Source organism: Sphingorhabdus sp. (assembly GCF_029865925.1).
In the GTDB taxonomy this organism is placed as follows: Bacteria; Pseudomonadota; Alphaproteobacteria; order Sphingomonadales; family Sphingomonadaceae; genus Sphingorhabdus_B.
The window spans coordinates 1-21,743 of the sequence record NZ_JARXAI010000006.1 but is presented as its reverse complement, the minus strand read 5'-3'; the positions used below and the strand labels follow the sequence as shown (position 1 = coordinate 21,743).

Sequence of the window (21,743 nt, the reverse complement as noted above, 5' to 3'; positions counted from 1 at the left end):
GCTGCCTTTGTTATGCCATTGACGGCAGCTTTCGCCACAGGATGAATGCGCAGTGCGTAAATTCTCGGGTATACTTGAAGTGGGCCGGGTTGCAGAAGAACGCCTTCCGCCTAGGTGTGGCGGCGCTGCAGTCTCACTTTCACATATTTTTCAAGCTTTTGCGTTGCGGCAATAGAGAAGCGCAGGCCGAGCTTGCTGCGGCGCCATAAAATATCGTCTGCGGATTTCGCCCATTCATGATCGATCAAATAGTCAACCTCGGCCGCATATAAATCATGTCCGAAGTCCGTGCCCAAATCCGAAAGCAATGTGGCATTTGATAATATCGTTCGTGTTCTGGTCCCATAGCTGCGCACCCAGCGGTGCACGAGTGATGGCGCTAAAAACCCGAAATCGCGCTCAAGTGTGGTTGCGAGGTTTGCCGCGCCATTTATTGGAAAATCTCCCCCGGGCAGTGGCGCACGCAGTGTCCAACTTTGACCTTTTAGGACAGGTAAATGCGCCGCAAGTTTATCCACCGCGCTCTCTGCCAGGTGGCGGTATGTGGTGATTTTGCCACCAAAGACGGACAATATCGGGGCGGTGTCACCTGCACCAACATCCAGTTCGAAATGATAACCGCGTGAGGCAGTTTCGGGTTTGCCAGAGCCGTCATCGACCAAGGGCCTGACGCCAGCAAAGCTATAAATGACGTCAGCGGCAGTTATAGGCTGCCTGAAATACGCCCCCGCCGATTGGCAGATATAATCGATTTCCTCTGGCGTGGCGTGAATGTCGTCGAGCGAACCTTTATGGTCGGCATCAGTGGTACCAATTAGGGTGAAATCATCCTCATAAGGGATGGCGAAGAAAATGCGACCATCGGGATTTTGGCAGAAATAAGCCTGCGGCGTATCAAACATCTTGCGCACAACGATGTGCGATCCTCTCACCAGACGGATGGTTTCGCCGGTTTTGCGATCATGCCCTGTCGTGCGCGCGAGCAAGTCCAGCACCGCCGGTCCTGCTGCGTTCGCGACCGCGCGGGCCAGTACGGGTGCTTGTCCGGCAATTTCTATATGCCAAAGCCCATCGCGCCGTTCCAGATGGGTTACTTCGGACAAGGTGCGGATGTCCGCACCGTGCTCGACGGCATCCATCGCATTCAGAACGACGAGCCGTGCATCGTCCACCCAGCAGTCCGAATATTCAAACGCCTTCACAAATTCTGGACGCAGTGGCTTGCCTGCTGGCGCGTTTTTCAAATTGACGGTGCGCGTTGCCGGCAGCAGCTTGCGGCCACCAATGTGGTCGTAAAGGAACAGACCAAGGCGCACGAGCCACGCAGGACGAATACCTTTTTGATGCGGCAGGATGAACCGAAGCGGCCAGATAACATGAGGCGCAATGGCCCAAAGCCGCTCGCGCTCAATCAACGATTCCCGCACCAGTGCAAATTCATAATGCTCAAGATAGCGAAGCCCGCCATGGATAAGTTTCGTCGATGCCGATGAAGTGCCCCGCGCAAGGTCTCCGCGCTCAAGCAGGATAACGTGCGCGCCCCTGCCAGCGGCGTCACGTGCAATACCGGCGCCGTTAATACCGCCGCCAATTACCGCCAGTTCATAAATCTGTTCGCTCATAAAAATGCCCATGCGAATGCTGCTGACGCCACAAAGGCCGTTAATGTGGCCAGTATGACGGGAAACAGCGCCTTCGTACCCTGACTCAGCAGCAAATCAAGTCGAGACCGCATCGCAGTGGCCGTAACAGCAAATAATAACATAGCCTTAGAGGCGATCAGGCCATATTGCGCCACCCACGCTGGTGCCGCCACGGCAGAGTTGATCGCGACGGTGGCAAAGAATGCGAGAATGAACCAAGGCAGCTTCAACCGCGACGCAAGGCTTCGGGGCCGACCGTCGCTGGACCCGATAGCAAGCCCGATAAGCGTTACAGCGGGTGCGAGCAAAGCTACGCGCGACAATTTGACGATGGTTGCGGTTTCACCCGCTGATTGCGAGAAGCTATAACCGCCGCCAAGTGCCTGAGCTACGTCATGTACGGCCGCTCCCATCAGGAAGCCGGCTTGCTTATCCGTGAAAGCGAGTTGCGCCGCAATGATCGGGTAGAAAGACATCGCAACTGCGCTTGCCAGAGCAACGCCCACCAAGGTGAGCGTAAACTGCGATTGGTTCAGGCGTTCGCGGCCTATGACGGCGTAAATGGCCAATGCTGCCGACGCCCCACAGATCGCCGTTGCGCCGCCTGCTAGCCAACCAGCGTAATTGGTTTGTCCGCTTAAGCGAGCGCCCAACAACCCGGCGCCCATCACCAATGACATAATACCAATCAGCCCCAAAAAGGCCAACGCGCCAAGACCGCCAATTTGCATTGCGGTGACTTGCGTACCCAAAAGGACGATGCCCCAGCGCAGGCAAACAGTACCGCAGAAATCGAGTCCGGGATGTACCTTTTGCTCGGCTGAAACAAAATTGAGGGCTAACCCCAGCAGCAAACCCGCCAAAATGACTGGCATTCCGTAATGTTCGGAAAACCAGGTTGCTGCGACCGAAGCGATCGCTACTACCGCAAAGCCAGGAAACAGCGCACCGAGCACCAACCGCTTGCGCAGTGGCGGATTATCATCGGCAAGATAGGTTTCGCCATAGAGGTCAGCGATGTAATTCGCGTGTATGTCTTGCGGTGTCATATAGCCATCTATAGGCACATGTGTGGGGAGTTCCAGCATAAAGCAGGGCGTGGGAGTGGATTCAATGGCCGAAACCAAGATGACCAGTTCAGACAATGCAATGCGGTTCATCCGTTATGGTCTGATCGCGCTTTTGTTCTTTGGTACGGCGCTCAATTATCTTGATCGGCAAGTGCTGGCGTTGCTCAAACCGACGCTTCAAATGGAGTTTGGTTGGACGGATCGCGAATTTGGACATTTCGGATCAGCGTTCCAGATCGCTACTGCAGTCGCGCTTTTGGGAGTTGGCTGGTTTATCGACCGCTTCGGTGTCCGTTGGGGCTATGGCTTGGCCGTCGCCATCTGGAGCTTGGCGGGAATGGGGCATGCATTCGCAAGCAGTGTCGGGCAGTTCGTTGCGGCACGGGTCACGCTGGCTGTTGCCGAATCTGTAAACACGCCAGCGGCCATGAAATCGGCCGCCACCTATCTGCCCATTCGCGAACGATCGATAGGCATTGGTGTCATTAACAGTGCCTCAAACATTGGCGCGATCTTGGCTCCACTCACGGTGCCGTGGATTGCCATCACGTACGGCTGGCGTGAAGCGTTCATCATAACAGGAGCGTTAGGTTTCGTTTGGCTGGTTTTCTGGTGGCTTGGGACAGCAAAGCTTCAGCCATTGGGTGCGGCCGCACCGACCGCGGGAAATCCAGCGGTTACGGGGGCGCGCTGGAGCGAACTGTTGAAGGAGCGCCGCACTTGGGCGGTCGCAGGGGCAAAGCTGCTCACCGATCTCGTCTGGTGGTTTATTCTTTTCTGGGCGCCGGATTTTTTTGCGCGGCAATTTGGGCTCGGGCAGGCCGAAATTGGCGCACCGACCGCTATCGTATATGCATTGGCTGCCGTTGGCGCAGTGACAAGCGGTATCTTGTTCCCGATCCTTTTGGGTAAGGGCATGACTGCGAATGCGGCGCGCAAGAGCTCAATGTTTTTTTACGCCTTGCTGATCCTGCCAATTCCACTGGCACTGCAAGCACCCAATGAATGGTTAGCGGCGCTTATTATTGGTCTCGCCTTATTCGCGCATCAGGGTTTCTCGACCAATATCTTTGGTATGGCAGCAGATATCGTACCTGCGCGTCAGGTCGGCAGCGTCATTGCAATTGGAGCCTTGGCTGGCAATCTCAGCGGCGCAGCCATGCTTGAATTTGCCGGCTGGTCGTTAGAGTCGGGCCTTGGCTACGCGCCTATGTTTGCCATCTGCGCCAGCGCGTATTTGCTGGCTTTGCTATGGATCCAAATAATGCAGCCAAGGCTGATTGTCGTAAATGATACAGATTGATTAGCTGGCCTTTGCCAAGCCTTCGGTTTCAACCAATTCCTGCAGTTCGCCCGCGTCGTACATTTCCATCATGATGTCTGAGCCGCCCAGAAATTCGCCTTTGACGTAAAGCTGCGGGATGGTTGGCCAGTCGCTATAATCCTTGATGCCAGCGCGGATTTCCATGTCTTGCAACACATCTACGCTTTCATAAGCGACATTCAGATGGTCGAGAATGGCGATCGCCTTGCTGGAGAAGCCGCACTGCGGAAATAACGGACTGCCCTTCATAAACAGGACGACATTATTGCCTTTGACGATCTCTTCGATCCGTTCGTTAACACTCATGTATAATACTCCAAAAATTTAAGGAATGGCGGTTGTTAGTTGCAAGGCATGCAAAACGCCGCCCATGCGGCCGCCTAGCGCGTCATATACCGCCTTATGCTGCTTCAGGCGCGGAAGCCCACGAAAACTCTCGCTCACTACGCGCGCGGCATAATGGTTGCCGTCACCTGCAAGGTCAGTAATCTCAACCTGCGCGTCGGGCAGGGCAGCTTTTATCATGCCCTCTATCTCTTCGGCCTGCATTGCCATTAGGCGGGCTCGATAAACTGGCGGCGCGCTTCAACCATCTTATCTTCCAGCGCTGCACGAATTGTTGCGTCATCGATATCAACGCCAGCCGATGTCAAATCGCCAAGCAGCTTGCGCACAACATCTTCCACACCCGATTCTTCAAAATCCGCCTGGACCACGGAGGTCGCGTAAGCGTTTGTTTCTTCCGGGGTCAGGCCCATTTTTTCTGCGGCCCATTGGCCAACCAGTTTATTCCTGCGCGCAGTAATTTTGAACTGAAGCTCCGCATCATGTGCAAACCTCTCTTCAAAGGCGTTTTCGCGTTTATCGAAAGTCGTCATGTTGCCGTTCCTAACTGCTGAATATCCAAGATAATGCGTGTGCGTGCTATCAACAAGGCAATTGATATCAAATATGGACAACCAGTTTCCCAACTGCTGCTCGTTCGCCAAGCCGCGCAATCGCTGTGCCAGCATTTGCCAGTTCAAATGTTTCCGAAATGCGCGGCTTGATTTTGCCTGAAGCGTAAAGGTCAAACAATTCGGATATGTTCGCGTGGTTCTTCTGCGGTGTGCGTGCGGCGAAAGCACCCCAGAATACACCGCAAACGTCACAGCTTTTCAGCAAAGTCAGGTTTAACGGCAATTTCGCGATGCCGGCCGGAAAACCGACCACAAGAAACTTGCCTTCCCATGCAATCGAACGGACCGCAGGCTCGCTATAGTCGCCGCCGACAGTGTCGTAGATGATGTTGAAACCGTCCCTGCCAGCGGCCGCCTTGAACAGTTCAGCGACGGCCTTGGATTGATCCTTATCGAACGGCTGATGCGGATAGACAACAACTTCATCCGCGCCTGCCTCACGTACGATGGCGGCTTTGGCCTCGCTCGATACGCCCGCAACCACACGGCCACCATAAGCCTTCGCAAGCTCAATCGCCGAAATGCCGATGCCGCCAGCACCGCCGAGAACAAGGACATTGTCCCCCGTTTTCATATGGCCGCGGTCCTTGAGTGCATGGATGGACGTGCCATAGGTCATGAGCAAAGCCGCGCCATCGTCAAACGACATAGCGTCGGGCATTTTGAAGCAGTTGAATGCGGCAACCGCGACCTTTTCAGTGAGCCCGCCATTGCCGCATAGGCCAATCACGCGATCACCAACGGCAAAGCCGCTGACGCCATCGCCGATAGCTTCGACCACGCCAGCGATTTCACCGCCGGGCGCAAAGGGGCGTTCGGGCTTGAACTGGTAAAGGTCGACAATCATTAAGGTGTCGGGGAAGTTGATCGAGCAAGCCTTCACCGCAACAACGACTTGGCCAGGGCCAGCAACGGGTTCTGGCAATTCGCCCATGACAAGCGTTTCAGGGCCACCGCTCGCGGTCGATAATAAAGCGCGCATTTCTCTCTCCTAGGCTATGTTGGGCGTCAGCCAAGGCTGCTGTGCCGATATTTTTGTCTCATATGTAGAGATCGCGTCGCTGCTTTTCAGCGTCAGCCCAATCTCGTCGACCCCATTCATCAGGCAATGCTTGCGGAACGGGTCAATTTCAAATGCGAACCGATCTTGGAATGGCGTTGTTACCGTCTGCGTTTCCAGATCGATATGAATGCTGTCCGTCTGCGCAACTTCCATCAGCCGATCGATAGCATCCTGCGGCAGCACGATTGCGAGCAATCCATTCTTGAACGCGTTGCCAGAAAATATGTCCGAAAAACTGGGTGCGATGACTGCCGAAATGCCTAGGTCAGCCATTGCCCAAGCGGCATGCTCGCGGCTTGACCCGCATCCGAAATTGTCGCCAGCAATCAAAATTGGTGCGCCAGCATAAGCAGGATCGTCAAAGACGTTGCCAGACACTTCGCGCAAGGATTGAAACGCGCCTTTGCCAAGGCCCGACCGGCTAATCGTTTTCAACCAAGCTGCAGGAATGATGATGTCGGTATCGATATTTTTCAGCCCGAGCGGATAGGCTCTGCCAATGACGCTGCTTATGGGCTTCATACGATCAGTCCGTTTCGGTTTTTGGCGGGTTCTGGGTTATGGGTGCGGCATCGGGTTCAGGGGACAAGGGTTCAAGCTTGCCCTTCTTCTGCGTCAGACTGCGCCGCCCTGCATATAACAACGCAGCCACCAAGGCTGCGGAGCCAACCGCTGCGCCAACCTTGGCTGTGGTTGACCATGTGTCGCCATTGGAATTTTTATTGGTCATATAGCTGTTCCTTGATGGATTAACCTTAGCTTTGGCGTCTGTGCCAAGTAAAGAAAATAGCTTATTTTTGCGCAGGCGCCTCTCTCATGCGTTAACGCCTCCTTGCAATTTAGTTCATCAATTCGCGGACATCCGTAAGCTTTCCCGTCACTGCGGCGGCGGCGGCCATTGCAGGACTTACCAAATGCGTGCGCGCACCTGGTCCTTGCCGCCCGACGAAATTGCGGTTGCTGGTGGACGCGCAACGCTCTCCGGCAGGTACCTTGTCCGGGTTCATACCCAAGCATGCCGAGCAGCCCGGTTCGCGCCATTCAAGGCCCGCGTCGATAAATATGCGGTGTAGCCCCTCGGCCTCGGCCTGATGCTTCACAAGGCCGCTTCCCGGAACGACAATTGCCCATTTGACATTAGCTGCCTTTTTACGGCCCTTCAGAATAGCAGCAGCCGCACGCAGATCTTCAATCCGGCTGTTGGTGCAACTGCCAATGAAGACATTCTGCACTTCAATATCTGTCATAGCAGTGCCAGGCGTCAGCCCCATATATGCTAGGGATTTCTTGGCGGCTTCTTGCTTCGACGGATCGGCGAAGGTGGATGGGTCGGGAACGATGCCGGTAATGGGCAATACGTCTTCAGGGCTTGTGCCCCATGTAACGCTTGGCGCAATGTCGGCGGCGTTTATCGTCACGACCTTGTCATAGACTGCCGCAGTATCGGTAGCGAGTGAACGCCAATAAGCCACCGCTGCGTCCCACTGCGCTCCCTTTGGTGCCATCGGACGGCCCTTGAGATAAGCAAAAGTGGTGTCGTCAGGCGCTACCAGACCAGCGCGCGCACCATGTTCAATCGCCATGTTGGAAATGGTCAACCGACCCTCAATGCTGAGCGCGCGAATAACAGCGCCTGTATATTCGATAACATGGCCAGTGCCGCCCGATGCGCCCAACACGCCCGTGATGTGGAGTACAACGTCTTTGGCGGACACGCCCGGCCCAAGTTCACCTTCGACGCGGACTTCCATCGACTTTGATCGTGTCAGTTGAAGCGTTTGGGTTGCAAGTACATGCTCGACTTCGGATGTGCCGATTCCAAAGGCCAAAGCCCCAAGGCCGCCGTGGCAGGCAGTGTGGCTGTCGCCGCATACAATCGTCGTACCGGGCAGCGAGAAGCCTTGTTCTGGTCCGACAACATGGACGATGCCCTGCTTGATGTCGGTGGCGTTAATATAGGCAATGCCGAACTCCGGCGCGTTGCGTTCTAACGCTTCCAATTGCTGTGCGCTTTCGGGGTCGGCTATCGGCACATGCTGCCCATTGCCGTCTAACCGCGCGGTAGTGGGTAGATTGTGATCCGGCACGGCAAGCGTAAGATCGGGTCGCCGCACGCGCCGTCCAGCGACGCGAAGGCCTTCAAAGGCTTGCGGGCTGGTGACTTCGTGGACAAGATGGCGGTCGATGAAAATCAGGCACGTCCCGTCATCCCGTTGTTCCACGACATGGGCGTTCCAGATTTTTTCGTAAAGTGTTTGCGGTGTTGGCATAATTAAAATGACATAGAAGCGATTGCAGCGAAATCAAGTGAGGCGTCGCTGCTTGCACTTCAAAGATGCAAACTTTACGTCTATTAGGGGCGCCATGAGCATAATCAGCATCATCCTTATCGTGCTTGCAACGGTCTTCATTATGGAATGGGTCGCGTGGTCCAGCCATAAATATATCATGCATGGATGGGGTTGGGGATGGCACCGTGACCATCACGAACCGCACAATAACGCCCTGGAGAAGAATGATCTTTACGGCATCGTCGGTGCAGTAATGAGCATATCGCTGTTCGTGATAGGCAGTCCTCTTATGCTGGGCGACAATGCGTGGGCGCCTGCTACATGGATCGGTTTGGGCGTCATGTTTTACGGCGTCATCTACACCGTCGTCCATGACGGCCTCGTACATCAACGCTATTTCAAATATGTCCCGCGCCGGGGCTATGCCAAACGTTTGGTGCAGGCGCACAAGCTGCACCACGCCACAATCGGCAGGGAAGGCGGCGTGAGCTTCGGATTTGTGTTGGCACGTGACCCAGCCAAGTTAAAAGCGGATCTCAAGAAGCAGCGCGCGGCAGGGACTGCCATCGTGCGGGATGCCGCCATTGAAGCCTAAATTTCGGGCTTACGCCAAATCCAGCTGAGACAGATTACGGCGACGCCCATCGGAATGAGGGACAAAGGCATTGACATCGCGGCAAATGATATGGCGATGCTTAAGCCAAAAGCCATCGTCGCCGACCATTTTGCCCGCCTGCTAATCACGCCCTTTTCCCGCCACGCAACCAAATGGTGCTCGAATCGCGGATGAGCCATCAATCGCGCCTCAAGCGCTGGGCTGCTGCGTGCGAAACAGAATGCGGCCAATATCATAAACGGGACGGTCGGCAGCAAAGGTAGGAAAATGCCTATCGTGCCGAGCGCTACCGCCAGCAGTCCCGCGGACAGATACAGTTGCCGCTTAATCAATATTGGTGAACCGCTTTGGTAACATAATAGCTGTCGAGACCTTCGGGACCGCCTTCGCTGCCAAAGCCCGATTCCTTCACCCCGCCAAATGGCGCGTCGGGCATCGAGATAACGAAACTGTTGAGGCCAACCATGCCTGTGTCAAGCGCATCGGCAACAAGGTTTGCCTGGCGCGCATTCTCCGTGAAAGCATAAGCCGCAAGGCCGAAGGGCAGGCGGTTGGCTTGCGCGACGGCTTCATCAAATGTCTTGAACGGCCGCATCAAAGCCACGGGACCAAAAGGCTCGTCGTCCATAACTTTTGCCGACATCGGCACGTCAGACAATACCGTCGGTGCGAAGAAAAAGCCTTGGTCCCCGCGTGACCCGCCGGTCAGCAGCTTAGCGCCTTTCGAGGTCGCATCGTCCACCAAGGCCGCTATTGCCGATGGCCGCCGTTCATTGGCCAGTGGCCCCATGACCGTGCTTGCATCGAGACCATTACCAACCTGGACCTTTTTCGTAAGCTCGGCAAAGCCGGCGACGAAGCGGTCATAGACGCTCTCTTGCACATAAAAGCGGGTGGGCGAAATGCACACTTGGCCCGCGTTCCGGAACTTGGTCGTTGCGGACAACGTGATTGCCTTTTCCAGGTCGCAATCATCGAAAATGAGCACGGGCGCATGTCCACCCAATTCCATCGTCGTGCGTTTTACGCGCTCTGCAGCAAGCTTAAGCAAATGCTTGCCGACAGGGACGGAGCCAGTGAAGCTGACTTTGCGGATGATGGGAGAGGCAATCAGGTGGCGGCTGACCATGTCCGGCACGCCGTAGACGAGCTGCGCGACATTGCCGGGGACGCCGCCATCAATGACGCATTGCATTATCGCGCTGGTACTTGCGGGCGTTTCTTCGGGCGGTTTTGCAATGATCGAACATCCCGCCGCAAGCGCAGCCGCCATTTTTTTACACATCAGATTTACGGGGAAGTTCCATGGCGAGAACGCGGCGACTGGCCCGACCGGCTGCTTCAAAACCAACGCGCGCTGTCCCGTTGGCCGGACAAGAACACGGCCATAGCTGCGCTTGGCTTCCTCGGCGAAATAGTCGAACTGCGCGGCGCAGGAAAGCACCTCGGTGCGGGCTTCGGCAAGCGGCTTACCTTGCTCAGTAGTCAGCAGAACGGCAATTACCTCAGCGCGTTCGCGAATGTGATCAGCAACCTTGCGCAAGATTGCCGCGCGGGCGTTGACGTCCACAGTACGCCAATGCGCAAATCCCTGTGCCGTTGCAGCAAGAGCCTCGTCAAGGTCGACTGCAGTTGCCAGCGGTAATGCCGCCAGCGTCTCTCCTGTCGCGGGGTTGATTACATTATGGCAATCGCGGCCTTCGCCCGTGCGCCAACTACCGTCAATATAAAGACCCAAGTCAGTGGTATAGCTCATCGGTTTTCCTGCAAAATTTATATGTTCTGCATGTAGGCGTCACGTTGAGGGTTTGGAACCCCTTGCAAGGCGTAAAAGCCAGAAAACCGGAAGGCCGATGAGCAATAACGCAACGCCCCAGATCAATGCTTCGGTGCCTGCGCCATAAATCGTCCAGCAGGAATATAACGCCGCAAGGAACAGAATGATCTTAAATCCTGCGCGGACTTTCAATGCCCCCGTCTGGATAAGCCGGAATGCCGCCGCCGCGCAGCCGAAATACATGACGAGCACGATGGCGGTGGTGAGCACGATTAGAAATTCAAACATAGATGCCATGGACCGGCTGCTGTTCATCAGGATGACGAGCGTCAATAGACTGGTGGAGAATACATGGGCATTGCGCGGCGTGCCATTTGCGGCGGCTTTACCCATGAATTCTGGGAATAAGCCATCGCGTGCTAGGGCGGCGGGCAGTTCGGCTTGGCACATGATCCAGCCGTTTAATGCACCAAGCGCACTTATTGCGCCAATCGCGGCGATCGCCGTGCCGGCATTGGTGCCGGCATAGATATTCACGAAATCGGCAAATGGCGCGGCTGACGCGCTGGTGATCGCGGCGGGTAGCATCAGGACAACTGCCGAGCAGACCAAGATATATATGCCACCAGCACCGGCCGTCCCAAACAAGGTGGCACGGTTAATGGTGCGTTCGGGGTCTTGCACTTTGTCGGCTGGCACGGTTGCAAGTTCAAGGCCAAGCATCGCCCACAAGGTCAATATGGTGGCCGTCGAAATGCTTGCTGTAGAGATATCTGCCGTATCAAAAGTACGAACAAGCCCCGTGCCTTGCGTTGCCAGCACATAAGCTGCAAGGCCAATGACTGCGATGAGGGGGAGCAACTTTGCAATGGTCCAAATAATCTGCACCTGCCCTGCCAATTTGGTTCCGCGGATATTGATTAGCGTGAATGCCCAGACGATGGCTATGGTGATGGCCGCTGAAACGCCGTGCGTACCGAAAATCGGAAACAGCTGACTAAGATAGCTTACGGCCGCCGTAGTGATTGCCGCATTGCCGACCCACATTGAAATCCAATAGGCCCAGGCAATCGCAAAACCCGCGCCATCGCCAAAAGCGGCACGGGTATAGGCGTAAGGCCCGCCTGCCTTTGGTAGGGCCTTGCTGAGCGCGCCAAAGACCGAGGCAACGCACAAAGCGCCGGATACAGTGATGAACCATCCGATGACCGAATTCCATCCCAAAGGCGCAAGGCTTGCAGGCAGCAGGAATACGCCTGAACCGATCATGCTGCCCATGACCAATGCGAGCGCCATCCAGAATCCCATCGGACGCCCTGTTACGGCTGTATCTTCCTGCACTTAAAATCCCCCGTTCCGCGCAAGCTTGCATGGAACAGGGGCAAAAGCCAATCTTTGTTTCACGCCCCAACAGCTCTGGCATGCGCAGTTCGCCCGGCAGCAAACGAGTTACACCCTCAAACAGGCCAAGGCCGACATAGTCTTGCGACGATCGATCCTCGACAAGGGTCACATGTCCCTTGAACGCCGTGCTACCTTATACGCGATTGCGCAGCAAAATGCTTCCAAAGCGGGACATATTATGTCAGCGATGGCCAATGGATAACGCGGGTCAGACAGCTGACGTCATGATACGGATGGCGCAGGGCTCGGATGCCGATGCGATTGCGCAGATTTATGCATATCATGTGCTTAACGGCACGGCTAGCTTTGACATTGTGCCGCGATCATCTGCGGAAACAGAACAGAAAATCGCAGATATTTTATCTAAAGGTTGGCCATTTCTGATCGCTGAACGCGATAACAGGATATTGGGATATGCCTATGTGACCGCCTTTCGCGACAGGCCAGCTTATGGCTTTACCTGCGAAGATTCCATCTATGTTGATCCGGATTTTATGGGGCAGGGTGTGGGTGTAAAGTTGTTGCGCGCATTAATGGTGCAGGCAACGCAATGCGGCTTCCGCCAGATGGTTGCCGTCATCGGCGGGGCAGAGCCCGCTTCGGTAAAACTGCACAGTAAGTTGGGTTTCACGCAGTCCGGACGAATGCGGTCCGTTGGTCGAAAGTTCGGCCGCTGGCTTGACAGCGTATACATGCAGGCAGAGCTTGGTGACGCAGATCGGGCAGTGCCGGCGCGGGAACCTGCCTGATGGTTATTTTGATTAAAAAAGGTGCGCCGTTGCCGCACGCAAAGGAGAGAGAAAATATGGCAGAGTTTGAATTGGTCGCAGACGGCCTTCGCTTCCCTGAGGGACCGGTAGTTATGCCCGACGGTAGCGTCATTCTGGTGGAGATTGCCGAAGGACAAATTACCCGCGTGCGGCCCGACGGAAGCAAGACAGTCATTGCAAAGCCGGGCGGAGGACCAAATGGCTTGGCGATTGGCCCGGATGGTAAGCTATATTGCTGCAACAATGGCGGGTTTGAGTATATGGAAGCCAACGGCTTTCTTGCGCCGCACGGCATTGCGCAGGATTATTCGGGCGGACGGATTGAACGGATCGATATCGACACGGGCGAGGTCGAAGTGCTTTATAAATCCGGCGACCATGGTTGCAGCCTGCGTGGGCCGAACGATATCGTGTTCGATGCCCATGGCGGCTTCTGGTTCACCGACCATGGCAAGATTGATTACGCCAAACGCAGCCATGACGTAGTGGGCATCTTTTATGCAAAAGCAGATGGCAGCTATTTGGAAGAAGTGATCTTCCCATCCAACAACCCCAATGGCGTTGGCCTGTCCCCCGATGGCAAGACATTATATGCTGCAGAAACCTACACCTGCCGCCTGATGAAGTTCAACATCACTGCGCCCGGCAAGGTGGCTGGCGATGCGGGCCCCGGCGGACCCGGCATTCCGGTATACCGCCCGGCAGGATATAAATTCTTCGACAGCCTCGGGGTGGAGGCCAGCGGCAATATTTGCGTCGCCACTATCGGCGAGTGTGGGATTAGCGTCATTTCGCCCGATGGGGAGTTGGTCGAATTTGTCGCGACCGATGATATATTCACCACCAACATTGCGTGGGGCGGCGACGATATGATGGACGCTTATATTTGCCTGTCGGGCAGCGGGCGTCTCGTGAAAACCCGATGGGCGCGGCCGGGGCTTAAGCTGCAATATTAGAACTGGAAATCGGCGTATGCGACGGCACAAGGAAGCGCATCTCATTAACCGCATCGGCTGGCTGCGCGCGTCTGTTCTTGGCGCCAATGACGGCATAGTATCGACAGCAAGCCTGATTGTAGGTGTCGCAGCCGCGCAATCGGCGCCCGCAACAATTCTGCTTACGGGGATTGCGGGGCTGGTTGCTGGCGCAATGTCGATGGCGGCTGGCGAATATGTATCGGTCAGCTCGCAGGCGGATTCCGAAAGCGCGGATCGTACGCGCGAAGAGAATGAGCTGGCGACGATTCCAGACAAAGAACGTGAAGAGCTTATCGGCATTTACGAGCTGCGGGGCCTCGACCGGGCGCTGGCGGAGCAGGTGGCCGACAAGTTAACGTCGCATGATGCGCTGGCCACGCATTTGCGTGACGAGCTTGGCATGGCAGCGCATACTGCCGCGCGGCCAGTGCAAGCCGCATTGGCCTCGGCCGCTGCGTTCACGATTGGTGCGTCTTTGCCCCTTGCGATGGTCCCGCTGTCTCCCGCCGCCTATCTCAGTTGGACTGTGTCGATCACGGCCCTTTTGTTCCTTGCCGTCCTTGGCGCAGTTGGCGCAAAAGCAGGCGGGGCGCCCATCGGCAGGGCCGTGCTGCGCGTAACCTTTTGGGGGGCGATTGCGATGGCGGCAACGGCTGCTATTGGGGCGTTGTTCGGCACAACGGTCGCCTAAGGAAAAACATGACCTTCAATACTGTAATCTTCGATTTTGGCGGGGTTATCACGTCTTCGCCATTTGAGGCCTTTAACCGTATGGAGGCGAAAAATGGCTTGCCCAAGGATTTCGTCCGCAGCGTAAATGCCCGCAACCCCGACGATAATGCATGGGCGAAGTTCGAGCGGGCGGAGTGCAGCGCGGCTGAATTCGACACTTTGTTTGCCGCTGAAGCGCGCGCTTTGGGGCATGAACTTGACGGGGCTTCGGTTATCGCCTGCCTATCGGGGGACATCCGACCCGACATGGTGGCCGCGCTTGATATGCTTAAGTCCAAAGGTTTTGGACTTGGATGCATCACGAACAATGTGCCGTCCGGAAAAGGTGCTGGCATGGCGGTGAGTGACGAGAAAGCCGCCGCAATCTCCGCCGTTATGGATAGGTTCGACCACATCATTGAATCGAGTAAGGCCGGCGTGCGCAAACCCGACCCGCGCATTTATGCGATGATGTGTGCGGCTTTGGAAGTTAAGCCATCGCAATGCATCTATCTTGATGACCTTGGCATAAATTGCAAACCAGCTGCGGCCATGGGAATGGCAGCGATCAAAGTGACCAGCGGGGATCAGGCTTTAAACGATTTGGGCGCGCTATTGGCGTTGACCTTCACGCCTTTAGGCGTCTAGGCCACCGGCACTCCGTCTCTCCCATCATCTGGAGCAATTCATGGCGAAAAAACTCTTCCCCAACGCAAAATCGGCGCTCGATGGCATATTGAAAAACGACATTCTTATCGCCAGCGGCGGCTTTGGCCTTTGTGGCCTACCAGAACGTTTGTTGGATGCTGTGCGCGACAGCGGGGTCACTGGCCTGACATTTGTGTCGAACAATGCCGGCATCGACAATGAAGGTATTGGCAAGCTGCTTCGCACCAAGCAGGTCAAGAAAATGATCTCCTCCTATGTTGGCGAGAACAAAGAGTTTGAGCGGCAGTATTTGGCAGGTGAGCTTGAAGTCGAATTCTGCCCCCAGGGCACTTTGGCGGAGCGTATGCGTGCAGGCGGTGCGGGCATCCCCGGCTTTTACACAAAGACCGGCGTTGGCACCTTGGTTGCCGAGGGCAAGGAAACGAAGGATTTCGGCGGCGAGGAATATATTCTCGAACGCGGGATATTCGCCGATCTTTCCATCATCAAGGCATGGAAGGCCGATGAAAGCGGGAACCTTGTCTTTCGCAAAACAGCGCGTAATTTCAATCTGCCGGCGGCGACCTGCGGCAAAATCTGCGTGGTCGAGGTGGAGGAGCTTGTGCCGGTGGGCAGCCTTGACCCGGACTGCATCCATTTGCCCGGCGTTTATGTGCAGCGTATGATCGTCGGCGCGCCGTATGATAAAAAAATCGAGTTTCGGACCGTGCGTGAAAGGGAGGCTTCGCTATGAGCTGGACCCGTGACGACATGGCCGCGCGTGCCGCACAGGAACTGCGTGATGGATATTATGTAAACCTTGGCATTGGCATTCCGACCCTTGTGGCAAATCACATCCCGTCAGGCGTTGAAGTAACGCTTCAGTCGGAAAACGGCATGTTGGGTATTGGGCCCTTCCCTTTTGCCGGCGAAGAAGATGCCGACCTTATCAATGCGGGCAAACAGACGATCAGCGAGTTGCCGCAGACGGCCTATTTCGACAGTGCTGCCAGCTTTGCGATGATCCGCGGTGGGCATATAGACCTGACTGTATTGGGCGCGATGGAAGTCGCGCAAAATGGTGACATCGCCAACTGGATGATCCCCGGCAAGATGATCAAGGGCATGGGCGGTGCCATGGACCTGGTTGCAGGCGTGAAGAAGATCATTGTGGTGATGGAGCATAATGCCAAGGATGGGTCACCGAAATTCATCCCCGCCTGCACTTTGCCGTTAACAGGCAAAAATGTCGTTGATATGATTATCACCGATCTTGCGGTGTTTCAGCGGTCGGACACATCGGCGTTCAAGCTGATTGAAGTCGCACCGGGCGTTTCGGTCGATGACATTAAGGCAAAAACAACAGCGCATTTTGAGGTCGCAGTCTAATTACGAAAATGCAGCGGACTGTATCAGCCTTGATCGCGGCCGCATTGTTGGGGCTAACTGGCCTATATGCCACGCGCTCCGCGCCTGATGACAGTCAGGTCGTTGCCATATTGCGCAAATTCATAAAGACCGACGCCAACCTGCCCGACCAGCCCAATGAATGGCACGGGCGGATCGATTACGCGAAGCTTGATCAGCAATTTGCCACTATGGCGCAGCGGTCGGAAATGGCTGGCCTTGCCGTAGCTATCGTCGAGGATGGGGAGCTGCGTTTCGTCCGTGGCTATGGCGTGGTCGACCGGAATACCAATGTGCCGGTGACATTGGATACGGTGTTTCGGTGGGCATCGGTGTCAAAAACCGTGGCCGGTATGTTGGCCGCGACCTTGTCCAACGAAGGCTTGGTTGATCTGGAGCGGCCAGTCGCGCGATGGAACACCTCGCTGCGTTTGCCCGAAGGCGCCGAAGCACGGTTAAGTTTTGAACAATTGCTGTCGCAGCAAACTGGGCTCACCAAAAACGCCTTTGACGAGCGGCTTGAGGACGGAGGCGATCCACGTGTGCTGCGGAGCGAGCTGGTCAATGCGCCGCTGCAGTGCGAGCCAGGGTCGTGCCATAGCTACCAAAACATCGCCTTTGATACCGCCAGCGAAATTTTGGCGCAGGCGGCACAGCGATCTTACCCGAATGCGGTCAGCGAACGTCTCTTTTTACCGCTAGGTATGAAAAGCGCCAATTACGGCATGTCCGGGTTGACCGGCGCAAAAGATTGGGCCCGCCCGCACAATGGCCGAACGGTCCGCCCATTGAACGACAGCTATTGGCGCGTGCCAGCGGCCGCAGGCGCGGAGAGCAATATCGTCGATTTCTCCCGCTGGCTTCAGGCGGCAATGGGCGAGCGTCCGGATGTTTTGCCTGAATCGGTGTTGCGTATTGCTCAATCGCCGCGCGTAAATACTGCGCCAATCTATGGCGGCGCATTGCGACAGGCGAATTCAAAAGCCAAATATGGCCTTGGCTGGCGCAGTTTCGATTATGATGGGCACCGGTTGATCGGTCACTCAGGCGCCGTTGACGGCTATCGCGCGACACTAATCTTTGATCCAGCCACCCGCACAGGCATCGTCGCGATGTGGAACAGCAATTGGGGCACACCGTTCCGTATTCCGTTTGCCGTGCTCGACAGTTATAATCAACGCACGGATTCCCGCTGGTTGGAACTGGACACAAAAACGCAGTGACTGGCCGGAGCCCGCGGCAGCATTAGAAAGGCCAAGGGATATGCGATACACACTGATCACCGCAAACCGCAATTATTCAAGCTGGAGTTTGCGGCCTTGGGTGCTGATGACAATGCTTGGCATTCCGTTCGAGGACCGCGTTGAGCCATTTGCCGCCTCAAGCAATTATGAAGCGTTTCGCGCCTTTTCGCCGACTGGGCAAGTGCCGGCGCTGTTGGATGGCCAGCGCACTGTCTGGGATTCGCTCGGCATCACATTATATCTGGCCGACCGGCATGAAGGCGTGTGGCCAACTGATCCGGCGGCGCGGGCTTGGGCGCAGTGCGCTGTTACTGAGATGCATGGCGGCTTTTCAGCGTTGCGTAACGACTGCACGATGAATGTCGGTGTCAGGGTTCAACCAAAGCCGATATCTGCCGCGTTGAAGCACAATGTCGCGCGCCTCACCGAATTATGGGCGCAAGGTCTGGATAGCTTTGGCGGCCCATTTCTGGCGGGGCCGCAGTTTACGGCAGTTGACGCGTTTTTCGCGCCCGTTGCGTTTCGCGTACGCACCTATGGCCTTGATGTCGGGCATGCTGGGCAGGAATGGGTGCATCACATGCTTGGGCTCCCGGCGATGCTCGCGTGGGAGAAAGATGCATTGATGGAAAGCTGGCGCGAAGTGGGCCATGAGGCAGAGCTGCGCGCATGTGGCGAAGTGACTGCCGATTATCGTCGGGCGTAACAAACGGCAGCCATAAAAAAGGCCGCCCAAATGGGCGACCCTTTTTCGGCTTTGACAGCGACTTACACTTTGTCGCCAATAATGCCCTTCAGCTTGCCCATGAAGCCCTGACTTTCGCCTTTGCGTTCTTGCGCGATACCTTCGCCTTGGAGCCGCTGGTTATCCGAAGCTTCACCTGCGGCCTGTTTGACATTGCCTGCGATTTCATTGCCGAGGCCTTTTGCCTTATCTTTCAATTCGCCCATAAAACGCTTCCTTTCTGCGTAATTCAGCCTCGCGGGGACTGCGGGCCGATACCAGGATGAAACGAGAGCAGGGGCGCTTTGGTTCCGCTGCGTGGCGCCGTTAGACGGCGGAAAGCAACGCTTTGGCAAAATCTGCACCTTGGTCTGGGGCGAACCGCAGAAATAAGGACGGTTCAATAAGTTCCAGTTCCATAAGGCGGAATATGCCATCACTATCCCGCAGGACATCGACGCGCGCATAAGCCAATGTTCCGGTCTTGGTAATCGCGGCGGTGGCGGCAAAGGCCCGCTGTGCCAGCGCCAAAGCTTGATCAGGCGCTGCGGCAGCCCCTTCCCTGCCGCCATATTGCTCCTGCACGCGAAAGTCGCCTTTTGCCGGGCGCTTGATGATTGCATGGCTGAACACACCACCGAAGTAGAACAGCGAATATTCGCCCTCTTCGGCAATATTGGGTAGATAGGGTTGGATCATCATCCGCTGGCCAGCAACTGAATCCGGCACGGGATCGCCGCGCTTCAATCGGAAAGTTCCGTCCGCTCCGCCCGATATGGGTGGCTTGACGACTAATGTTTCGACATTGAAGGTTTTCCCCGCGTCTTCAAGTGCGACCCTGTCGAGTAGGGCGCTCCATATTGTGGGCACCGAAGGAATGCCGGCGGCGTCCAATTCCGCCAGATACGCCTTGTCGCTGTTCCATCTTAATATGCTGACAGGGTTACAGACCCGCACATTTTCGGCCTCCAGTCGGTCCAGCAGACCAAACCAGCGTGTACAGTCCCGCGGATAGCCCCAGGCCAGTAAAGGTGTGACAAGGTCGAAGGCGCTAAAGTCATCCGCCTTGGTCCAATCGATGAAAATAGCGCTGTCGCCTAACAAACGCGCATAATCGGCCCTTATATGCGACCAATCTTCTTCATTCTCAGGCGTGGGGCATAGGATCGCGATACGAAGACCGCTCATTCGCCAGCCATCTTCAATATTTCTTTCCACTCGGTTGCGCGAACTGACGCGACCGACAGCCGCGACTGCCGAAGCATTACCATGTCTGCAAGATCGGGGTTCGCTTTAATCGCCTTCAACGTCACGGGTTGCTTTAATTTGCGCGAAGGCTTGACCTTAACCGCAACAAAGCGCGCCTTTTCATCGGTGGGGTCAATGAAATGCTCTTGGCTGATCGTGATGATGGCAACAATCTCAAGCCCGATATTGCTGTGGTAGAAAAAGGCTTCATCGCCGATCTTCATCGTGCGTAAGTTATTGGCGGCGCTGTAATTGCGCACGCCGTCCCATGTGCCTTCGCCCTCAGCCACCAGATCGTCATAGCTGTAAACGTCGGGTTCGGACTTCATCAGCCAAAATTGTTTTGCCACCTGTCACTCCTTTTCGCTGGCAAGCCTTTAAGGCAGGCAGTAATGTGCTGTCTATGACACAAATGCCCGTGATTTCACTCGGCAGCGGCGATGCCGATGCCCTTGGCCAACAGCTTGGGAGCTCCTTTCAGGCCTATGGCTTTGCAACCATTGTAGATCATGGTCTTGATCCAGCCCTTGTTGCCAAGGCGTGGGCGCTAACGAAGAAGCTGTTCGAACAATCCGAGTCGCAAAAAATGTCTGGGTTTGACACCGCACTTGCCGGGCAGCGGGGATATACGCCGTTCAAGACCGAGATTGCCAAAGGCGCGGACTTTCATGACCTGAAGGAATTCTGGCATGTCGGACGCGATGTATCGCCCGATAGTCCGCTTGCAGGATCTATGCTGCCTAATATCTGGCCGGACGTTCCCGAATTTAAAGAGACGTTCCAATTGCTGTTTGCCGAGATGGATAAGGTCGGCGCGCGGATATTATCATCGATTGCCCGCTATCTTGATTTGCCCGCAAGCTGGTTTGATCACGCGATTGAGGATGGGAACTCCATTTTACGCTTGTTGCATTATCCGCCCATCGCAGGGGATGCGGAGGGCTGCATTCGGGCAGGCGCGCATGAGGACATAAACCTCATTACGCTGCTGCTGGGGGCTGAGGAAGCGGGTCTGCAGATATTACGCCCCGATGGGAGCTGGATGGACGTATCGCCGCCGCAGGGGGGCCTTGCGGTCAATGTGGGCGACATGTTACAGCGCCTTACGAACAATATGCTGCCATCGACAACGCATCGTGTGGTGAACCCGACTGGCGAACGATCGCGGTTTAGCCGCTACTCCATGCCCTTCTTCCTACATTTGCGGTCCGACTTTCCCATTGCGACGTTGCCGCAGTGTGTGAATGTGCAAAACCCCAATCTTTACCCCGACCCAATTCTCGCCGACGACTATCTGCGCGAACGGTTGATCGAGATCGGCTTGTTAAAGGCATAAAAGTGGGGGCTGGAGGTGCCCGCCCCACTTTAGGGTTTTTGGGTGATAGCGCGAATCCCGTCTCAAATGTTGGGTTGGGCGAGACTCACCTGCACTGAATAGCAGAAAACAGCCATTATTGGCCGGGTGTGGAACCTTCCGCCGGCATGTTCATTATACCAAGCGACGAAATCCCTAGCCGCCTGATTGACTAAAAACCCCAGAAAACCGTGCATTTACGACAGAAGTGCATTTTTTTGTAATAAAATTGCAAAAGGCGGTTGACCGAATCCCGAAGTCACTTTACAGGCCCTCTCACTGGACGGGAAGCAAGCTTTTCCGCGGTTTGGTCGCTAACAATTAGGTCACCTACTCCTCTGGTAGTAATATCAGGGAACCATAGGTGTCCGTTTTTTTGTCGGTGGTAACTGGGTAAAACTGGTTCGGCTCTTTGACATTGTGATATTTAGATGAAGGGACATGTGGGCGACGGCGCCAGGTCCGGGGGTTTTTAGGCCCCGGGTGCTTGGTTAAAAATTAGCTGTTCGCACA

General features: G+C 55.6%; 26 protein-coding genes. 11 read left to right on the top strand and 15 right to left on the bottom strand.

Translation table 11 applies throughout. The annotated features are described in order from the left end of the window. Nucleotides 1–110: 110 nt before the first annotated feature. Both QE270_RS00585 and QE270_RS00580 read right to left on the bottom strand, forming a co-directional pair. Nucleotides 111–1,622, bottom strand: coding sequence for a glycerol-3-phosphate dehydrogenase (locus tag QE270_RS00585; RefSeq protein WP_300033791.1), 1,512 nt, complete (start codon nucleotides 1,620–1,622; stop codon nucleotides 111–113). Continuing rightward, a complete protein-coding gene (locus QE270_RS00580; protein ID WP_300033789.1) occupies nucleotides 1,619–2,803 on the bottom strand; it encodes a putative sulfate exporter family transporter in 1,185 nt (394 codons plus the stop codon). Before QE270_RS00580 ends, QE270_RS00585 begins: the two co-directional genes overlap by 4 nt. Between QE270_RS00580 and QE270_RS00575 the strand changes: the two genes are divergently transcribed. Continuing rightward, nucleotides 2,757–4,016 (top strand): MFS transporter, encoded by a 1,260-nt coding sequence (locus QE270_RS00575; RefSeq protein ID WP_300033787.1) that lies wholly within the window; start codon nucleotides 2,757–2,759, stop codon nucleotides 4,014–4,016. The two genes, QE270_RS00580 and QE270_RS00575, sit on opposite strands and share 47 nt — an antisense overlap. Here QE270_RS00575 and grxD read toward each other — a convergent pair whose 3' ends face one another. From grxD to leuC, 7 genes are all read right to left on the bottom strand, one after another. Next, nucleotides 4,017–4,343, bottom strand: a complete 327-nt coding sequence (gene grxD / locus QE270_RS00570; RefSeq protein ID WP_300033785.1) for a Grx4 family monothiol glutaredoxin — start codon at nucleotides 4,341–4,343, stop codon at nucleotides 4,017–4,019. It lies immediately after the preceding gene. Between the two features lie 18 nt (nucleotides 4,344–4,361). Then, nucleotides 4,362–4,592 (bottom strand): BolA family protein, encoded by a 231-nt coding sequence (locus QE270_RS00565; RefSeq protein ID WP_300033783.1) that lies wholly within the window; start codon nucleotides 4,590–4,592, stop codon nucleotides 4,362–4,364. After that, nucleotides 4,592–4,915: a DUF1476 domain-containing protein gene (locus QE270_RS00560; protein WP_300033781.1), complete on the bottom strand. Its 324-nt coding sequence runs from the start codon at nucleotides 4,913–4,915 to the stop codon at nucleotides 4,592–4,594. Before QE270_RS00560 ends, QE270_RS00565 begins: the two co-directional genes overlap by 1 nt. A gap of 67 nt (nucleotides 4,916–4,982) precedes the next feature. Further along, a complete protein-coding gene (locus QE270_RS00555) occupies nucleotides 4,983–5,978 on the bottom strand; it encodes an NADPH:quinone oxidoreductase family protein (RefSeq protein ID WP_300033778.1) in 996 nt (331 codons plus the stop codon). A gap of 9 nt (nucleotides 5,979–5,987) precedes the next feature. Further along, on the bottom strand, nucleotides 5,988–6,581 hold the full coding sequence (gene leuD / locus QE270_RS00550; RefSeq protein WP_300033776.1) for a 3-isopropylmalate dehydratase small subunit: 594 nt from the start codon (nucleotides 6,579–6,581) through the stop codon (nucleotides 5,988–5,990). Nucleotides 6,582–6,585: 4 nt separating this feature from the next. Further along, entirely contained in the window at nucleotides 6,586–6,789 is a 204-nt protein-coding gene (locus QE270_RS00545; RefSeq protein WP_300033773.1) for an isopropylmalate isomerase, read from the bottom strand. 109 nt (nucleotides 6,790–6,898) lie between these two features. Next, nucleotides 6,899–8,329 (bottom strand): 3-isopropylmalate dehydratase large subunit, encoded by a 1,431-nt coding sequence (gene leuC / locus QE270_RS00540; RefSeq protein WP_300033771.1) that lies wholly within the window; start codon nucleotides 8,327–8,329, stop codon nucleotides 6,899–6,901. A 94-nt stretch (nucleotides 8,330–8,423) separates the two neighbouring features. On the opposite strand from leuC, the gene QE270_RS00535 reads away from it, so the two are divergent. Then, nucleotides 8,424–8,945 carry a sterol desaturase family protein gene (locus QE270_RS00535; RefSeq protein WP_300033769.1) on the top strand — a complete coding sequence of 174 codons (522 nt, stop codon included), beginning with the start codon at nucleotides 8,424–8,426 and terminating at the stop codon, nucleotides 8,943–8,945. Here QE270_RS00535 and QE270_RS00530 read toward each other — a convergent pair. The 3 genes from QE270_RS00530 to QE270_RS00520 are packed head-to-tail and all read right to left on the bottom strand — an operon-like array spanning nucleotide 8,942 to nucleotide 12,084. Then, entirely contained in the window at nucleotides 8,942–9,295 is a 354-nt protein-coding gene (locus tag QE270_RS00530; protein WP_300033810.1) for a YbaN family protein, read from the bottom strand. The genes QE270_RS00535 and QE270_RS00530 overlap by 4 nt on opposite strands. Further along, a complete protein-coding gene (locus QE270_RS00525) occupies nucleotides 9,295–10,722 on the bottom strand; it encodes an NAD-dependent succinate-semialdehyde dehydrogenase (protein WP_300033767.1) in 1,428 nt (475 codons plus the stop codon). Before QE270_RS00525 ends, QE270_RS00530 begins: the two co-directional genes overlap by 1 nt. A gap of 39 nt (nucleotides 10,723–10,761) precedes the next feature. Beyond that, nucleotides 10,762–12,084, bottom strand: coding sequence for an amino acid permease (locus tag QE270_RS00520; protein WP_300033765.1), 1,323 nt, complete (start codon nucleotides 12,082–12,084; stop codon nucleotides 10,762–10,764). Between the two features lie 257 nt (nucleotides 12,085–12,341). Here QE270_RS00520 and QE270_RS00515 point away from each other — a divergent pair, with 257 nt between their 5' ends. From QE270_RS00515 to QE270_RS00480, 8 genes are read left to right on the top strand one after another with little or no spacing between them, the layout of a single operon-like run. Next, complete coding sequence (locus QE270_RS00515; RefSeq protein ID WP_300033763.1) at nucleotides 12,342–12,896, top strand: GNAT family N-acetyltransferase; 555 nt, start codon at nucleotides 12,342–12,344, stop codon at nucleotides 12,894–12,896. 56 nt (nucleotides 12,897–12,952) lie between these two features. Further along, complete coding sequence (locus tag QE270_RS00510) at nucleotides 12,953–13,873, top strand: SMP-30/gluconolactonase/LRE family protein (RefSeq protein ID WP_300033761.1); 921 nt, start codon at nucleotides 12,953–12,955, stop codon at nucleotides 13,871–13,873. A gap of 16 nt (nucleotides 13,874–13,889) precedes the next feature. Then, nucleotides 13,890–14,585, top strand: a complete 696-nt coding sequence (locus tag QE270_RS00505; protein ID WP_300033759.1) for a VIT family protein — start codon at nucleotides 13,890–13,892, stop codon at nucleotides 14,583–14,585. Nucleotides 14,586–14,593: 8 nt separating this feature from the next. Further along, nucleotides 14,594–15,253, top strand: coding sequence for an HAD-IA family hydrolase (locus QE270_RS00500; protein WP_300033757.1), 660 nt, complete (start codon nucleotides 14,594–14,596; stop codon nucleotides 15,251–15,253). A gap of 40 nt (nucleotides 15,254–15,293) precedes the next feature. Next, nucleotides 15,294–16,007, top strand: coding sequence for a CoA transferase subunit A (locus QE270_RS00495; RefSeq protein WP_300033755.1), 714 nt, complete (start codon nucleotides 15,294–15,296; stop codon nucleotides 16,005–16,007). Beyond that, entirely contained in the window at nucleotides 16,004–16,642 is a 639-nt protein-coding gene (locus tag QE270_RS00490) for a CoA transferase subunit B (protein WP_300033753.1), read from the top strand. Before QE270_RS00495 ends, QE270_RS00490 begins: the two co-directional genes overlap by 4 nt. Nucleotides 16,643–16,650: 8 nt before the next feature. Next, the gene (locus QE270_RS00485) at nucleotides 16,651–17,883 is read left to right on the top strand and encodes a serine hydrolase domain-containing protein (RefSeq protein ID WP_300033751.1); all 1,233 of its coding nucleotides are present in this window, start codon (nucleotides 16,651–16,653) and stop codon (nucleotides 17,881–17,883) included. 40 nt (nucleotides 17,884–17,923) lie between these two features. Then, a complete protein-coding gene (locus tag QE270_RS00480; RefSeq protein WP_300033749.1) occupies nucleotides 17,924–18,610 on the top strand; it encodes a glutathione S-transferase family protein in 687 nt (228 codons plus the stop codon). Nucleotides 18,611–18,672: 62 nt separating this feature from the next. On the opposite strand, the gene QE270_RS00475 is transcribed toward QE270_RS00480, so the two are convergent. From QE270_RS00475 to QE270_RS00465, 3 genes are all read right to left on the bottom strand, one after another. Continuing rightward, a complete protein-coding gene (locus QE270_RS00475; protein ID WP_300033747.1) occupies nucleotides 18,673–18,855 on the bottom strand; it encodes a CsbD family protein in 183 nt (60 codons plus the stop codon). 100 nt (nucleotides 18,856–18,955) lie between these two features. Beyond that, the gene (locus QE270_RS00470) at nucleotides 18,956–19,816 is read right to left on the bottom strand and encodes a hypothetical protein (RefSeq protein ID WP_300033745.1); all 861 of its coding nucleotides are present in this window, start codon (nucleotides 19,814–19,816) and stop codon (nucleotides 18,956–18,958) included. Continuing rightward, entirely contained in the window at nucleotides 19,813–20,226 is a 414-nt protein-coding gene (locus tag QE270_RS00465; protein WP_300033743.1) for an EVE domain-containing protein, read from the bottom strand. Before QE270_RS00465 ends, QE270_RS00470 begins: the two co-directional genes overlap by 4 nt. A 47-nt stretch (nucleotides 20,227–20,273) precedes the next feature. Between QE270_RS00465 and QE270_RS00460 the strand changes: the two genes are divergently transcribed. Further along, on the top strand, nucleotides 20,274–21,212 hold the full coding sequence (locus QE270_RS00460) for a 2-oxoglutarate and iron-dependent oxygenase domain-containing protein (RefSeq protein ID WP_300033808.1): 939 nt from the start codon (nucleotides 20,274–20,276) through the stop codon (nucleotides 21,210–21,212). Nucleotides 21,213–21,743: the final 531 nt, after the last annotated feature.

Bases quoted from the DNA above. Each gene is read 5' to 3' on its own strand.
- QE270_RS00480 (WP_300033749.1), top strand. From the start codon at position 17,924: ATGCGATACACACTGATCACCGCAAACCGCAATTATTCAAGCTGGAGT.
- QE270_RS00490 (WP_300033753.1), top strand. From the start codon at position 16,004: ATGAGCTGGACCCGTGACGACATGGCCGCGCGTGCCGCACAGGAACTG.
- leuD (WP_300033776.1), bottom strand. From the start codon at position 6,581: ATGAAGCCCATAAGCAGCGTCATTGGCAGAGCCTATCCGCTCGGGCTG.
- QE270_RS00470 (WP_300033745.1), bottom strand. From the start codon at position 19,816: ATGAGCGGTCTTCGTATCGCGATCCTATGCCCCACGCCTGAGAATGAA.
- QE270_RS00585 (WP_300033791.1), bottom strand. From the start codon at position 1,622: ATGAGCGAACAGATTTATGAACTGGCGGTAATTGGCGGCGGTATTAAC.
- QE270_RS00575 (WP_300033787.1), top strand. From the start codon at position 2,757: ATGGCCGAAACCAAGATGACCAGTTCAGACAATGCAATGCGGTTCATC.
- QE270_RS00580 (WP_300033789.1), bottom strand. From the start codon at position 2,803: ATGAACCGCATTGCATTGTCTGAACTGGTCATCTTGGTTTCGGCCATT.
- QE270_RS00565 (WP_300033783.1), bottom strand. From the start codon at position 4,592: ATGGCAATGCAGGCCGAAGAGATAGAGGGCATGATAAAAGCTGCCCTG.
- QE270_RS00500 (WP_300033757.1), top strand. From the start codon at position 14,594: ATGACCTTCAATACTGTAATCTTCGATTTTGGCGGGGTTATCACGTCT.
- QE270_RS00525 (WP_300033767.1), bottom strand. From the start codon at position 10,722: ATGAGCTATACCACTGACTTGGGTCTTTATATTGACGGTAGTTGGCGC.
- QE270_RS00515 (WP_300033763.1), top strand. From the start codon at position 12,342: ATGGATAACGCGGGTCAGACAGCTGACGTCATGATACGGATGGCGCAG.
- QE270_RS00485 (WP_300033751.1), top strand. From the start codon at position 16,651: ATGCAGCGGACTGTATCAGCCTTGATCGCGGCCGCATTGTTGGGGCTA.
- QE270_RS00505 (WP_300033759.1), top strand. From the start codon at position 13,890: ATGCGACGGCACAAGGAAGCGCATCTCATTAACCGCATCGGCTGGCTG.
- QE270_RS00510 (WP_300033761.1), top strand. From the start codon at position 12,953: ATGGCAGAGTTTGAATTGGTCGCAGACGGCCTTCGCTTCCCTGAGGGA.
- QE270_RS00560 (WP_300033781.1), bottom strand. From the start codon at position 4,915: ATGACGACTTTCGATAAACGCGAAAACGCCTTTGAAGAGAGGTTTGCA.
- QE270_RS00475 (WP_300033747.1), bottom strand. From the start codon at position 18,855: ATGGGCGAATTGAAAGATAAGGCAAAAGGCCTCGGCAATGAAATCGCA.
- QE270_RS00545 (WP_300033773.1), bottom strand. From the start codon at position 6,789: ATGACCAATAAAAATTCCAATGGCGACACATGGTCAACCACAGCCAAG.
- leuC (WP_300033771.1), bottom strand. From the start codon at position 8,329: ATGCCAACACCGCAAACACTTTACGAAAAAATCTGGAACGCCCATGTC.
- QE270_RS00495 (WP_300033755.1), top strand. From the start codon at position 15,294: ATGGCGAAAAAACTCTTCCCCAACGCAAAATCGGCGCTCGATGGCATA.
- QE270_RS00535 (WP_300033769.1), top strand. From the start codon at position 8,424: ATGAGCATAATCAGCATCATCCTTATCGTGCTTGCAACGGTCTTCATT.
- grxD (WP_300033785.1), bottom strand. From the start codon at position 4,343: ATGAGTGTTAACGAACGGATCGAAGAGATCGTCAAAGGCAATAATGTC.
- QE270_RS00555 (WP_300033778.1), bottom strand. From the start codon at position 5,978: ATGCGCGCTTTATTATCGACCGCGAGCGGTGGCCCTGAAACGCTTGTC.